At 38.8% G+C, this 12,831-nt stretch carries 14 protein-coding genes and 1 riboswitch; of the genes, 13 read left to right on the top strand and 1 reads right to left on the bottom strand.

What is annotated here, in order from left to right; translation table 11 throughout:
- The first annotated feature begins 55 nt into the window (after positions 1 to 55).
- Complete coding sequence (locus tag IGI46_RS03285; RefSeq protein ID WP_429972868.1) at positions 56 to 1,579, top strand: helix-turn-helix domain-containing protein; 1,524 nt, start codon at positions 56 to 58, stop codon at positions 1,577 to 1,579.
- Positions 1,580 to 1,600: 21 nt separating this feature from the next.
- Here the strand turns inward: IGI46_RS03285 and gloA2 are convergent, their stop codons facing one another.
- Positions 1,601 to 1,993, bottom strand: a complete 393-nt coding sequence (gene gloA2 / locus IGI46_RS03280) for an SMU1112c/YaeR family gloxylase I-like metalloprotein (RefSeq protein WP_429964861.1) — start codon at positions 1,991 to 1,993, stop codon at positions 1,601 to 1,603.
- Between the two features lie 110 nt (positions 1,994 to 2,103).
- Positions 2,104 to 2,193, top strand: a riboswitch (TPP riboswitch).
- A 106-nt stretch (positions 2,194 to 2,299) separates the two neighbouring features.
- Here gloA2 and thiW point away from each other — a divergent pair.
- The 12 genes from thiW (at position 2,300) to IGI46_RS03220 (ending at position 12,605) form a co-directional block, all read left to right on the top strand.
- Positions 2,300 to 2,818 (top strand): energy coupling factor transporter S component ThiW, encoded by a 519-nt coding sequence (thiW, locus tag IGI46_RS03275; protein ID WP_429972867.1) that lies wholly within the window; start codon positions 2,300 to 2,302, stop codon positions 2,816 to 2,818.
- Positions 2,815 to 3,636, top strand: a complete 822-nt coding sequence (locus IGI46_RS03270; protein WP_429972866.1) for a hydroxyethylthiazole kinase — start codon at positions 2,815 to 2,817, stop codon at positions 3,634 to 3,636. Before thiW ends, IGI46_RS03270 begins: the two co-directional genes overlap by 4 nt.
- Complete coding sequence (thiE, locus tag IGI46_RS03265) at positions 3,633 to 4,256, top strand: thiamine phosphate synthase (RefSeq protein ID WP_429972865.1); 624 nt, start codon at positions 3,633 to 3,635, stop codon at positions 4,254 to 4,256. Before IGI46_RS03270 ends, thiE begins: the two co-directional genes overlap by 4 nt.
- A gap of 16 nt (positions 4,257 to 4,272) precedes the next feature.
- Positions 4,273 to 4,599, top strand: coding sequence for a cupin domain-containing protein (locus IGI46_RS03260; RefSeq protein ID WP_429972864.1), 327 nt, complete (start codon positions 4,273 to 4,275; stop codon positions 4,597 to 4,599).
- A gap of 192 nt (positions 4,600 to 4,791) precedes the next feature.
- The gene (locus tag IGI46_RS03255; RefSeq protein ID WP_207700730.1) at positions 4,792 to 5,436 is read left to right on the top strand and encodes an L-fuculose-phosphate aldolase; all 645 of its coding nucleotides are present in this window, start codon (positions 4,792 to 4,794) and stop codon (positions 5,434 to 5,436) included.
- 22 nt (positions 5,437 to 5,458) lie between these two features.
- Positions 5,459 to 5,953, top strand: a complete 495-nt coding sequence (locus tag IGI46_RS03250) for a PTS sugar transporter subunit IIA (protein WP_429972863.1) — start codon at positions 5,459 to 5,461, stop codon at positions 5,951 to 5,953.
- On the top strand, positions 5,950 to 6,249 hold the full coding sequence (locus tag IGI46_RS03245) for a PTS sugar transporter subunit IIB (RefSeq protein ID WP_207700728.1): 300 nt from the start codon (positions 5,950 to 5,952) through the stop codon (positions 6,247 to 6,249). The genes IGI46_RS03250 and IGI46_RS03245 overlap by 4 nt, the downstream gene beginning before the upstream one ends.
- A gap of 11 nt (positions 6,250 to 6,260) precedes the next feature.
- On the top strand, positions 6,261 to 7,679 hold the full coding sequence (locus tag IGI46_RS03240; protein ID WP_429972862.1) for a PTS galactitol transporter subunit IIC: 1,419 nt from the start codon (positions 6,261 to 6,263) through the stop codon (positions 7,677 to 7,679).
- A 13-nt stretch (positions 7,680 to 7,692) separates the two neighbouring features.
- A complete protein-coding gene (locus IGI46_RS03235) occupies positions 7,693 to 8,742 on the top strand; it encodes a 2-hydroxyacid dehydrogenase (RefSeq protein WP_429972861.1) in 1,050 nt (349 codons plus the stop codon).
- Between the two features lie 67 nt (positions 8,743 to 8,809).
- On the top strand, positions 8,810 to 10,852 hold the full coding sequence (locus IGI46_RS03230; RefSeq protein ID WP_429972860.1) for a BglG family transcription antiterminator: 2,043 nt from the start codon (positions 8,810 to 8,812) through the stop codon (positions 10,850 to 10,852).
- Between the two features lie 152 nt (positions 10,853 to 11,004).
- Positions 11,005 to 11,928 (top strand): magnesium transporter CorA family protein, encoded by a 924-nt coding sequence (locus IGI46_RS03225; RefSeq protein WP_429964852.1) that lies wholly within the window; start codon positions 11,005 to 11,007, stop codon positions 11,926 to 11,928.
- Between the two features lie 104 nt (positions 11,929 to 12,032).
- The gene (locus IGI46_RS03220) at positions 12,033 to 12,605 is read left to right on the top strand and encodes a phosphatase PAP2 family protein (protein WP_429972859.1); all 573 of its coding nucleotides are present in this window, start codon (positions 12,033 to 12,035) and stop codon (positions 12,603 to 12,605) included.
- Positions 12,606 to 12,831: the final 226 nt, after the last annotated feature.

The following is a 12,831-nucleotide window of genomic DNA, read 5'->3' as shown; positions in this document are numbered from 1 at the left end:
ATATAAAAACCTGATACTCTCAAATTGCAGGATAATTTAAAAGGGGGAGATAGGAATGGACTTTCGCGATATTCTTAGTACAGGTAATAAACGGAAGCTAAAATTGGTTGAACTCTTATATTATAAGCGAGATGGACTGCCCAGTGATCAGCTGCTGAGTGAACTGAATTGTTCACTGCCAATATTGTTAGAGGATGTCAGAATAATCAATGAACGTTTGGGCTATTTTCATATTGACAAGTATAAAGGACTTTATCGTTTAACGATGAAGGATAGGGTTAGTATCGGTAATTTGTACGCAGATATGCTTATCCGATCGCAGGAATTTCAGATTATTGAGCAGTTACTGTATGAGGAATGCGACAATATCACAACTTTAGCAGAACGACTGTATCTAAGTGTGTCAAATACACAACGTTACTTGAAAAAGGTAAAGTATACACTGGAAAAGGCAGGAATGTATCTTCAATACCGTCCTTTAAGGATTGAAGGAAAAGAAAGTGTCATAAGACATTTTTACTATCGCTATTTTATTGAAAAGCAAAATGCCTTTGAGAATATTTTGCCTATGCTGAAGGATTACCAATTCAATGCTATCGAGCAGTTCGTGGTTGAGTTCATTGAAGAAAACAACCTGTATAAAAAATATATCTTTCAAAAGCGCCTGATTTATACGATTTATGTCAGTTTATGGCGTATAAAGAATCGCCATGCGTATCCACCATCAGAGTTACGTAAAACAGGTTTTGTTGTTCCAGCTAAGCCATACTATGATGCGCTGAGCAAGACAGCCTATGAGTTATTCCGCATACGAATGACTGATGAAATTATGCAAGATTGTATGTGGCTGGTATATGCGGATGTGGTTGTTTTTAGTAATGAGCATCGAAAGCTAGCATTGTCTGACAACTTACTTTATCAGGATTTGTACGCCAAACATTATGAGTTGGCTGAAAGCTTTAACGAGCTGTCAGGTGGGAAAATGAGCAAGCAGCGGTTAATTAATATGGCTTCCGTATTATCGAATGACCATTATCTCTATGATCAAGCCGGTTCATTTATCTCGATTTTGCGTCGAAGCCGGGATACTTTCCTTGAGATGACAGCGATCATGTATCAAAAACCAATTGAGCGAGTGTCCAACATTGTTCAGGATTTTGTAGATAAATATAAAATGTATCGCGAAAAAGATTTTATCATGAATTATATCTATCTGCTTTTGACAGCAGAAGTAGATAGCTTACAGATGCTAGTCGAACAAGATCAGACCATTCGACTCCTGCTCTTATCCGATTTGACGCCGACAGAAGAATCGTTTTTAGCCAAGCATATCCGACGAATTGTTCATGGTAATTTTGACATTTCATACTTTGAGAACGTGGTCGATCATAAGCATGGAATGTACGAAGAAATGTTTCAATATGATGGACTGATTACTACGGGGTCAGTGGAGGGGATTCCTGATGATTTCCCGGTTATTGTAATGGACCCATATGTTACGCCAAAGGCTTTAGTAGTCATCCAAAATTTAGTAAATGATCTCTCCCTGGAAAAAGAATTAGGGAAGAAAATCGAATAAGGCCAGCAGCTTTTGCTGACTTTATTCATGTAATTCTAAAGGCAAGCCGTCAGGGTCGAAGAAGAAGGTCATTTTTTCACCAGTAAATGCATCGATGCGGATGGGTTCACAGGCGACTCCGCAGCTTTCTAAGTAAGCGATCGTTTCTTCAATGGCATCTGTTTTAAAAGCTAAATGACGTAAACCGCTAGCCTCAGGATAGCTTGGGCGTTTTGGTGGACCTTGCAGAGCAAAGATTTCCAATTCAGCACCATTAGCCAGCTGCAAATCCAATTTATAGTCCTGACGTTCCTCTCGATAGTTTTCTCTTAAGATGGGAAGCTTCAGAATATTCACGTAAAAGTTGCGAGCTTTTTGGTAATCAGAAACAATTATCGCAATATGATGGATTGTGGAAAATGTTGGCTCTTGCATAAAAAGCTCCTTTCTATGTGGTAAGGATAGCACAGCTTTTAGGATAAATCTGCTGAGATACCTGTTAGAATGAAAAAAACTATGCTATACTTTAACCACAATTTCATAAATAGAAACATTTGGGGTGCTGCAAAGCTGAGATTATACCCATGGAACCTGAAACAGTTAGAACTGGCGCAGGGAAATGTCATACAACCATGAATCTCGCCCGTCCATTTATTTGGTCGGGCTTTTTTTAAGACTCCTCTTGCTTCTATTTAGTGAGGAGTCTTTTTTGTTTTTGAAGATAAGGAAGGATGTTGAAGGTTGCAAAGAGAGAAGCTGCAGAAAATGATGTTGTTGGCAATGATGATTGCTCTAGATGTAGTTTTGTCGCCACTTTTCCGAGTAGAGGGGATGGCGCCGATGTCGAGTGTGATGAATGTGCTGGCAGGGGGATTACTAGGGCCTTTATATGGAACCTTGATGGCACTGTGCTGTGGAATTATCCGAATGTTGTTGTTGGGAATTCCACCATTGGCATTAACAGGTGCCGTTTTTGGGGCATTTTTAGCTGGACTATTGTATCGAATGACCAATAATTTATACGGAGCTATTTTGGGAGAAATTATCGGAACGGGAATTATTGGTTCGTTACTATCGTATCCAGTAATGGTCTTGTTTACCGGAAGTCAGCAGGGAATGTACTGGCTGATTTACACCCCTAGATTTGTCGGGGCTACCTTGATTGGATCGCTGGTCGCCTACTTTGTATGGAAGCTTTTGTATCGGGTGCCTGTATTTAAAAGATGTCAGCAATTATTTTTGAGGAGTGAGCAAGCATGAACGGATTATCTGAAATGGTCAAAACAATATTTCCTTTAGCAACATCACCGTTGGTTCAGTGCATTACCAATGAAATTACCTGTGAGTCAATGGCAAATGCTTTATTATACATCGGTGCTAAACCGGTAATGGCAGATGATGCCCGTGAATTTCCAGCCTTTTTCCAGCAAACAGACAGTTTATTGTTGAATTTAGGTCATATTTCGCCACAGCGAGAAGCCAATATTTTAGAAGCCAGCCGTTTTGCTGAGGAGAATCATAAGCCGACGGTGATTGATGTGGTTGGCTTGGCAGCCAGTCCTTTGCGAGCAGAGCTGACTCAGCAATTAATGAAAAAGCAGCCTGAGGTAGTGAAGGGGAATATCTCTGAGATGCGGGCATTATGTATGTTGGAAAGCCATGGACGAGGGGTTGACGGGAGTTCGTTGGATCAATCGGAAGCAGCGCTAAAAGAATTAACAGCAGCGCTGGAAGTCTTAGCCGCCGAGTATCCACACACGACTTTTCTTGCTACAGGCGCAGTAGATGTGGTTGTAAATCAGACGACTAATTGTTTGCTGCAAAATGGTGTGTCTGAGCTTGACTGTTTTACCGGAACTGGAGATATCGTGGGGGCTTTAATTGCGGCATTATTAGGGATAGGATTAGAAGCTTTTCCGGCGGTTGCAGCAGCAGTAAGTTATTTTAATTGCTGCGGTGAAAAGGCGAAGGAGCTGGTGCCAGAGGGCTTGGCTGATTTTCGTCAAGCCACATTGAACCAATTGTCACTATTGATGAATCAGGAATGGTACAAACAAGTGAAGGGGATAATACGATGAAAAAAGAGCTGCTAACACTCTATCTAGTTACTGGACGTTATGATTTCACAGAGGAACAGTTTTTAACTATCATTGAAGAGGCTTGCCAGAATGGAGTGACCCTTGTTCAGCTGCGGGAGAAGGAATTATCTACGTACGACTTTTATCAACTAGCTTTAAAGGTAAAAGAAGTTACGTCACGCTATCGTGTTCCTTTGATTATCAACGATCGCTTAGATATCTGTTTAGCTGTCGATGCCGATGGATTGCACATTGGGGATGACGAGCTTCCTGTGTCGGTAGCGCGCTATTTATTGGGACCAGATAAGTTTCTAGGGGTATCAGCTAAGACACTGGAACGAAGCCTAGAAGCCCAGTCAGAAGGGGCTGACTATTTAGGAGTTGGAGCAATCTTTCCTACACAGACGAAAGATTCTCAATTGACACCCATTGTTACGTTAAAAGAGATTACGAAGTCAACGGCTTTGCCAGTAGTAGCCATTGGCGGGATTAACTTAGAAAATCTTTCAGCGCTGACTGATTCAGGGATTGCTGGTATATCAATAGTCAGCGAGATTATGAAAGCAAACAATGTCCCTCAAAGGGTTCAGCAGCTGCGAACTGCGGCGGAGGCATTATAAATTAGGAGGATGTCTCATGATTAGTTATCAAAAGGATCAAGTATTCCAACAAGTAGATGAAAATACTGAGCGCTGTGTAGTAACGCATAGTGAGGAAATAATGGCTGTTCGCGTTCGTTTTACGGAAGTTGCTGAGGAGACTGCCTTGCACAGTCATCCTGAAGAACAGGTAACATATATCGTAAAAGGAAAATTCCAATTTTTTGAAGAGAATCAAGAATATTTAGTAGGTCCTGGCGATTTCCTCCGATTTGAATCGGATGTTCGTCATGGATGTATTCCATTAGAAGCTGGATCAGAATTAATCGATACCTTTACACCGATTCGCAAAGATTTTTTGTAAAACTATTAAACACAAAGCAGTGAAAAAGACGATTTTATTTGTCTTTTTCACTGCTTTTTTTCAGATACTTCATCATAAAATACGTAGAACGTACCAGTGAATAACTGCAATTTGTTTATATTTGGTCTGAAAACGTATTCAAAAGGATGCGAATTTTTATTAGACTATGGATACACAAAGGGGGAGTAAATCGTGTTGATGGAGCAGCAAAGAAAACAAATTGTAGAGTACGGTAAACGACTGATTACTAGTGGGTTAACTAAGGGTACAGGAGGGAATATCAGTATTTATGATCCAGAGTTGGATTTAATGGCCATCAGTCCAAGCGGCATTGATTATTTTGAAACTTTGCCAGAAGATGTGGTGGTGGCAAAACTATCTGGTGAAGTTGTTGACAGCGAGCGCAAGCCATCTAGTGAACTAGACATGCATCGCATTTACTACATGCGACGACCAGATATACGTTCTGTGGTTCATACACACTCACCATTTAGTACAACGATGGCTACGTTACGTTGGGATTTGCCAGCGTCCAACTATTATATTGCTATCGCAGGTGGTAAGGATATTCGTTGTGCTGATTATGCATCCTTTGGAACGTGGGAGCTGGCAGAAAATTCTTATCAAGCAATGGAAGATCGTTATGCATGCTTTTTAGCTAATCATGGATTGCTAACAGCTTCCTACGATTTGCCAAATGCTTTTTCAATTGCTGAAGAAACAGAACGAATGGCAGAAGTCTATTGGCGAACAAAATCAGTGGGCGTACCAGTAATTTTGGAAGATGATGAAGTAGCATTCATGCTGGAAAAATTTAAGTCTTACGGTCAAAAATAGTGTAGTTAGGTGGAGGATGAGTTTGAGCTTAAATAAGATTTTGAGAGAAGATCTGATTGATTTATCTGTAGAAGCAACTAGTCGGACAGATCTATTTATGCATATATCTGATCATTTGTTCAACAAAGGATATGTTGTAAAAGAATATGGGCAGCAGCTTCAAAAGAGAGAAGATTCTTTTCCTACTGGTTTAGCGACGAAAACAGTTGAAGTAGCTATTCCTCATACAGATGCGTTGTTTGTCAAAGAACCTTTTATTTATGTCTTGAAGCCAGCGGAAAAAATTGTTTTTCACCAAATGGGAACTTTCCCAGAAGACAAAGTTCTCGTCTATCCAGAGTTAATTTTTATTTTAGGATTCAGTAAAAACGATATGCAATTATCATTGTTGCAAACATTGATGAAGATTTTTAATAATGAGGCTGCCATGGATCAGTTGATGAAGGCAGATACTGAAAAGGAACTGTTTGAACTGCTAAGTAAACAAATTGGGTGTATCGGAGGAGAAGTAAAATGAAAACATTAAATATTGTCTCAGTGTGTGGGTCAGGGACTGTAACGAGTTCCATGATTGCCAACAAGGTAAAGGATTTGTTGGAGGACAATGGATTCAATGCAAAAACGGTAGAGGTGAATCCAGGGGGTGTAGATGGAGTGTTAAGCAGCGGATCATACGATATGATTGTTCACACTAGTCCGTTAATCAGCACTTATGATATTCCAACGATTAATGCGGTGGGATTTTTAACCGGGATGGGAGAAGAAGAGTTTATCGAAGAGTTGTTAGCTACTGCTAAAGATTTAGTGGGATAAGGGGGATAATTATGTTACAGGTATTATCAAATATTATGGACGCCTTTGGTGCATCGATTGTTGTTCCATTTGTGATTTTTATCATTGCAATGTTCTTAAAGGTAAAACCGAAACGAGCTTTTCAAGCTGCGTTGAATGCAGGAATTGGTTTGACAGGATTTAATATGCTGATTGGCGCGTATACCCCTATCGTTACGCCAGTAGTTAATAGAATGGTCGAGCATACAGGAGTGAACCTACGGATTCTAGATACGGGGTGGCAAGCAACGAGTGTAGTGGCTTATTCCACTCAAGTAGGAATGATCTTTTTAGGTTTTGGCCTGTTAGTCCAAGTACTTCTATTCTTATTAAAATTTACCAATATTTTTATGGCTTCTGATTTATGGAATAACTATTCATTTATGCTTTGGGGTTCTATGCTATATATCGTAACAAATAATTTAATCCTATCCATTGGATTAATGTTATTAGCGAATCTATTTACATTACTATTCACTGAGGTATTAGCAAAACGATGGAGTAATTACTATGGCTATCCAGGCACCACTATTGCAGCCCCCCATGATGTGACACAGGTTCCTTATGCAATTGTAATGGACTGGATTTTGAATAAGCTTGGAGCGAATAAAATAAAATGGAATCCTGAAAATGTTCAAAAACGTTTAGGATTTCTAGGTGAACCAGTAACACTGGGACTGGTTTTAGGTTTGCTGCTGGGCTTGGCAGGGAATTTTATGCGTTTGAGCGATCTGGCAGCCTGGGGTGAAATTGCTAGTGTAGGAATAGCAACAGCTGCTATTATGGCAATTTTTCCAAAAATTGCTGGTATCTTTGCTTCAGCATTTACCAGTATTACCGATGCGACCAAGAAATCTGCGAAGAGTTCTGGCAAAGGCAGAGAATGGTATTTGGCTATCAATGACGCAGCTGGTTATGGAGAACCAGCTACTCTTCTAACTGGTTTATTGTTAATTCCAATTATCTTGATATTGGCTATTGCATTGCCTGGGAATGAGACCTTGCCAATGGTAGATTTAATCGCCATTCCGTATATTATTCAACCGATTATCGCGATTTCAAAAGGGAATATCTTTAAATCCTTGATTTCTGGAACCATCATTCTATCTGTTAATTTATATATCATTACTGCGGTTGCACCGATATTTACTGAAGTGGCCAAAAGTGTCGGGGTGTCTATCCCTGAAGGCGCGTTATTGATTGCTAGTTTTGTTGTGTTAGGAAATTATTTCTTGGGTTCACTGTTCTTGATTTTCTTAACTCAAAATCCTTTGTTTATCGGTTTGACAGTTGTGGTGTATGTTCTTTTGTTTATCCTAGTAAAAACGAAAAAGGAAAGCATTACAGACTATCTAGAACGAGCGGGTGAACTAAACGAAACAGAAAAGCTTGACACTAAACAAGAAATATAAAGGAGCTTGTGATATGAAAGTCGTTGTAATTGGAGATGCCCTGGTTAAAAGTGAAACATTGATTGAAGCAGTTAAAGAGATGGCGTTTGCTAAAGATCAAGCATTAGATATTGTTGTATATGAATGGCATTCTGAATTAAGTAAAGATGAATTTCAAGAACACATTTTGGCAATTGAACGTGGCGGCCCTGAAGCAGTAGAAATTCCAGAAGGCATATTAGCGGATTTACCTGAAGCTGATTATCTATTTTGCCATTATGCACCAATATCTAAAGCGATGCTTGAAGCGGGGAAAAAGCTCAAGCTGATTGGTACCTGTCGAGGTGGCATCGAGAATGTTCATGTAGAGACAGTCAGAGAGTTGAAGTTGCCCTTTCTACATGTAATTCGCAATGCTGAGCCAGTGGCCGATTTCACGGTTGGTTTGATGTATGCAGAAACCCGGAATATCGCACGAGCACATGCAGCGATCAAGAATGGCAAGTGGGAAAAAAGTTTTGCCAATGATCCTTACAAAACGATTTTGCCTAACTTAACGGTTGGGATTGTAGGTGTGGGGTATATCGGAAAACAAGTCATAGAGAGATTAAACGGGTTAAAGGTTCCAGTAATCGTCTATGATCCCTTTGTAGATCAGCAGCGAGTTCAATCAGAGGGATTAATTGTGAAGTTTGTTTTAGACCTTGCAGAATTGTTCCAGCAAGCAGATATTATCTCCCTTCATATGCGAGTGACAGAAGAGACAAAAGAGATGGTGAATCAACATTATTTGAAATTAATGAAGCCTGGCAGTTATCTGATTAATACAGCACGGGCAGATTTGGTTTGCAAAGACGATTTGATAAAGGTATTAGCAGAAAAGAAAATTGCTGGAGCTGCCTTGGATGTTAGTTGGACTGAACCAATTACGGCTGATGATCCACTATTAAAATTGGATAATGTCACGTTAACGCCACATATTGCGGGAGATACAATAGATGCGATACCCCGATCTCCCTTTTTATTAAAAAAAGTCGTTAATGATTATTTAGCTAAAGGATATAGTGATATGGAAGTGCGATAAATGATAAGCTAGGATAGAGTCTATTGACTTTATCCCAGCTTGTTATTGTTTTTGGAGGCGATACGTGATGAAAGATGAAACACTTGATATGTTAGCTGAAATTGTTCGTTCACCAGGTATTGGCTTGGGTAGTTTGCAGAAAAAGCTAGTCTTAGATACAGGAAAAAGTGAAACAATATTAAAGAAAATTAATGTGCTGTTAGAGGAGCATGGATACCCGCCGATTGTCAGGAAAAACAAACGGTTATGGGTCAGCTTAGATTTAGAAGAATTAGAACAACTGGAGCATTCGGTGGAAACGGAACAGCTCTATGCATTGAGTCGGAAAACCCGGTTAATCTTAATGGCATTGATTATTTTTACACAAAAATACACTTCCTTGAACGTATTAGCAAATCAGTTGCATGTAAGTAAAAATACTGTCGTTAATGATTTGGCCTTAATTAAGGAGCAACTAGTAAAAGAAGATATTCAAGTAGGGTATTCTAGAAAAACAGGCTATCATTTTTTAGGGAAAGAGATTGCTATTCGAATTATGCTGATTCGACAGCTCCATTTATTGATTGACGGAAAAGCGCAGGAAAAATTGTTGGTAACATATACCACTATTGAATTGACTGAAATATACCAAGAAAAAGAAAAACTGCTTAAGCTGGAAAGGTTGCTGCACACGCAATTTTCAAATCGACAATTGAAGCTGCTTTGTTTACTAATCCCTCTGTTAAGAGTACGATGTTTAAACTATCAGGAAATTTCAACTGGAGAATATCGAGCAATTATCCAAATTATAGCTGCCTCAGATTATCAAAGGATTACTCAAGCGATGGCTGGTGCGAATCTTTGCAATGAAGCATCTAAGAAGGAAAAAGCTTTTTTAGTCATTCAATTATTAAGTGCGAATGTTATCAAAAGTCGCGGAGAGAAAATGCCCCAGCTAGGTGAAGTGATTGATGCGGTAATTGAACGCTTTGAAAGACGGTCAGTAATCTTTTTCGAAGATCGAAAAAGACTGAAACAAATGCTTTATCAGCATCTTGGACCAGCTATCTATCGAATAAAGTATGGAATTCCTTATGAAGATCATGACATCGAACCAATAATTAAGGAATATCAAGCTGTTTTCCCCATGGCCAAACAAGCGTTGCGTCCCCTTGAAAATTACTACCAAATTCAATTTACTGAGATAGAAACGGTTTATGTTGGATTGATTTTCCAAAGTTTTTTAACTAAAGGATACTTAATGGAGCAGCAACAAAGAGTTCGAGCAATCGTCGTATGTGAGAATGGTGTATCTGTTTCAAACTTGCTTTACCAGACACTTGGTCAATGTTTTCCCATGATTGATTTTGTCTGCAATATTTCGGCCCGTGAATTTTATGAAAATCCTTTAGTTTATGAAGACATTGAAGTTGTTTTCTCCACCATTTATTTACGAACGACTAAGAAAATCTTTGTAGTGTCCCCCTTACTTACGCAAGAGGATCGGCAGCGTTTAATACGCATGGTTAATAAAGAGCTCTACAATAGAGAGCAAGGGATAAGCGTGGAAGACATTTTAAACCTAGTTAAGAAAGAAGTTCGTTTGCCGGATGAAGAGAAACTGAGAAGCCGATTGAATGAGTATTTCAATTTGCCAAAGAAACAAGAACAGTTAATCTTGGATTCAAAATTCCATCGTTTATTACCAGAGGAACGGATTAAGGTATCGAAGCGGCAATTTTCATTTAATGAAGCAATTCAATGTGTTGCTGAACCTTTGCTTAAGAGTCGTTTTATTGAACAAGCCTTTGTTGATAAGATTATTGAAAAATATGATGAACGGTTCCCCTATTTTGTCATCGCTCCAGGTGTAGCAATTCCTCATGCTGGCTTTAATGATGGCGTAAATGAGCTGGGATTTAGTTTGCTAAAGCTGGATTACCCAGTACGATTTTCGAATAAACTCTCTGCTAAGGTTCTGCTGATGATTGCACCAGTTGATAATTATCTTCACCAGACGGCAGTACAAGCTTTTTATAACTGTATGTTGAAGGAAGAATATCGGCAAGAACTATTTGGTTTGCAAACGGCAACGGAGATCAAACAATTTTTCCTAAAGAACATTCAGTAGGGAATAAATACTTGTCTAGAATCGGACAAACAAAAAAGACTTTGCCAGCATTTCTTCTGCTGGTTTTTGGGGTTAAAAGCCTTATAGCCCATTGTTCTGGCAATTGTAGCGTATAATGATTTTACACCAACGGCTTGCAAAGGAGTAAAATTATGTTAGAAAAAAAGGTTATCAACACAGGTGGAAAATCGCGAACCTGGCTGTCTATTATTGAACCAACGGAAGAACAAATTCAGCAATACACGGTCCAGTTCGATTTGCCAAAAGATATTTTTACGTTGCATCCTTTTACGGAAGAGGTCTCAAGAGCAGAAACACTTTCATCAAATGAGCTGGGGAGCTGTGTCAGTCTGGTATTGGTCAGCTATCAGGTTGAAAAAGATGCTTCCAATTCGGTGGAGGGCGCATTGCTGCCGATCTCTTTTTTATTCTCCGATGAGCTGATAATTACGGTGTCTTCTGGAAACTTTGAACGATTGAAGATCCAACGGATGTTTGAGGAGTGTGAAGGTGAAGTAGCTCCATTTATTATTTCCTATCTCCTTTACACCTATCACAATTATTTAGTCGCATTAAATAAACAAAAACGAATGATTGACGAAGTGAATGATGTATCAAAAAATAGTACAGAAAAAGAGAATTTAATCCTGCTGCGAGATATTGAAAAAAATCTCGTTTACCTGGAGCATACTCTAGATGATCAGAAGCAGACAACGGATCATCTTTTAGAAAACGAACAGATTATCAATCAGATTTCTAAAGATGTATTGAACGATGTCCGGATTAGCTGTCGGAGGGTAGAAAAACTGGTTCATTTGTATCGAGGCTTGGTTGATTCAACTAGCGGCATGGTTTCAGCGTTAATGGATAATACGTTAAATCACCTGATGAAATATTTGGATTCGGCAGCGTTAATTATATCCATTCCAACATTAATTTTCAGCTTGTGGGGAATTAATACGGGGGGATTACTTTGGAAGGATTCAATTTTAGGATCATTAGGCGTGGTTTTACTGGCAGTAATCGTTACAGTCATTGGCGTCATATTATTGCGACGTAAAGATTATATGGGCTAAGTTCAAAAATTTTTTTAAGTAAAAAAGAGAAACTTTATTTGGTAAAACAAGGATAACGTATTGTGGTAAGATGAAAGTGAGAAACAAAACAGGGGGAGTTTACTATGCTGTGGTTAGCTGTCGGCTCATTAATCATTTTTTTTCTTATCCTTATTTTTGTGCAGGGTAAAAAAATCCAACTAGCAGATATTTCTTTTTCTAGAAAGGTAATTGCACAAAGGCAAGATGGATTGACTCGGATGTTTCTTTTCTTTACCAAACTTGGAAAAGCTTTACCCACTATTTTTCTTTGTTTATTGCTGGTTCTTTTTACACGAACCCGGGAAGCAGTTGCCTTAAATGTAGGGATTACCATTATGCTAACGACTGGACTTACTTATATAATTAAGCGAATTTTCAAACGTGAACGCCCCAGAGAAAATCGCTTAGTGGAAGAGCAAGATCATAGCTTTCCTAGCGGACACGCTTCTACAGCAGCGGCTTTTTACATGGGATTATTTCTTAATGGTTATTTATATGCGGGTGAATTTTGGTGGTTGGTTATTCCCGCTCTAGTCATAAGTTTTCTAATTGGCTTTAGTCGAGTATATCTGGGTATTCATTATTTCACTGATATTTTAGGTGGTTGGTTTTTAGGTCTTGCGATAGTCTTTTTGGTTCCGCTCTTGATGAATTAGTTTATCTAAAACTCTTTAGCAGCAATAGGTAATCCTTTTGTGAGAAGGGTTTAAGTGTTTAGAATAGATTCTTTCTACTTATAACAGAAGTAGAGGAATCTTTTTTTATTGCAAAGTATATCTTTTAAAATAGCTGGGAAATAAATCCAGCTTTTTTTCTTAAGGACAAGCACTTTTGACATTATTCAGTCGAGTTATCTTAATTGCAGCATAGAAGAAACTATCA

The sequence above is a fragment of the Enterococcus sp. AZ163 genome, assembly GCF_050498925.1.
GTDB classification, from domain to species: Bacteria; Bacillota; Bacilli; order Lactobacillales; family Enterococcaceae; genus Enterococcus_A; species Enterococcus_A ferrettii.
This window is presented reverse-complemented; position numbering and strand designations above follow the sequence as displayed.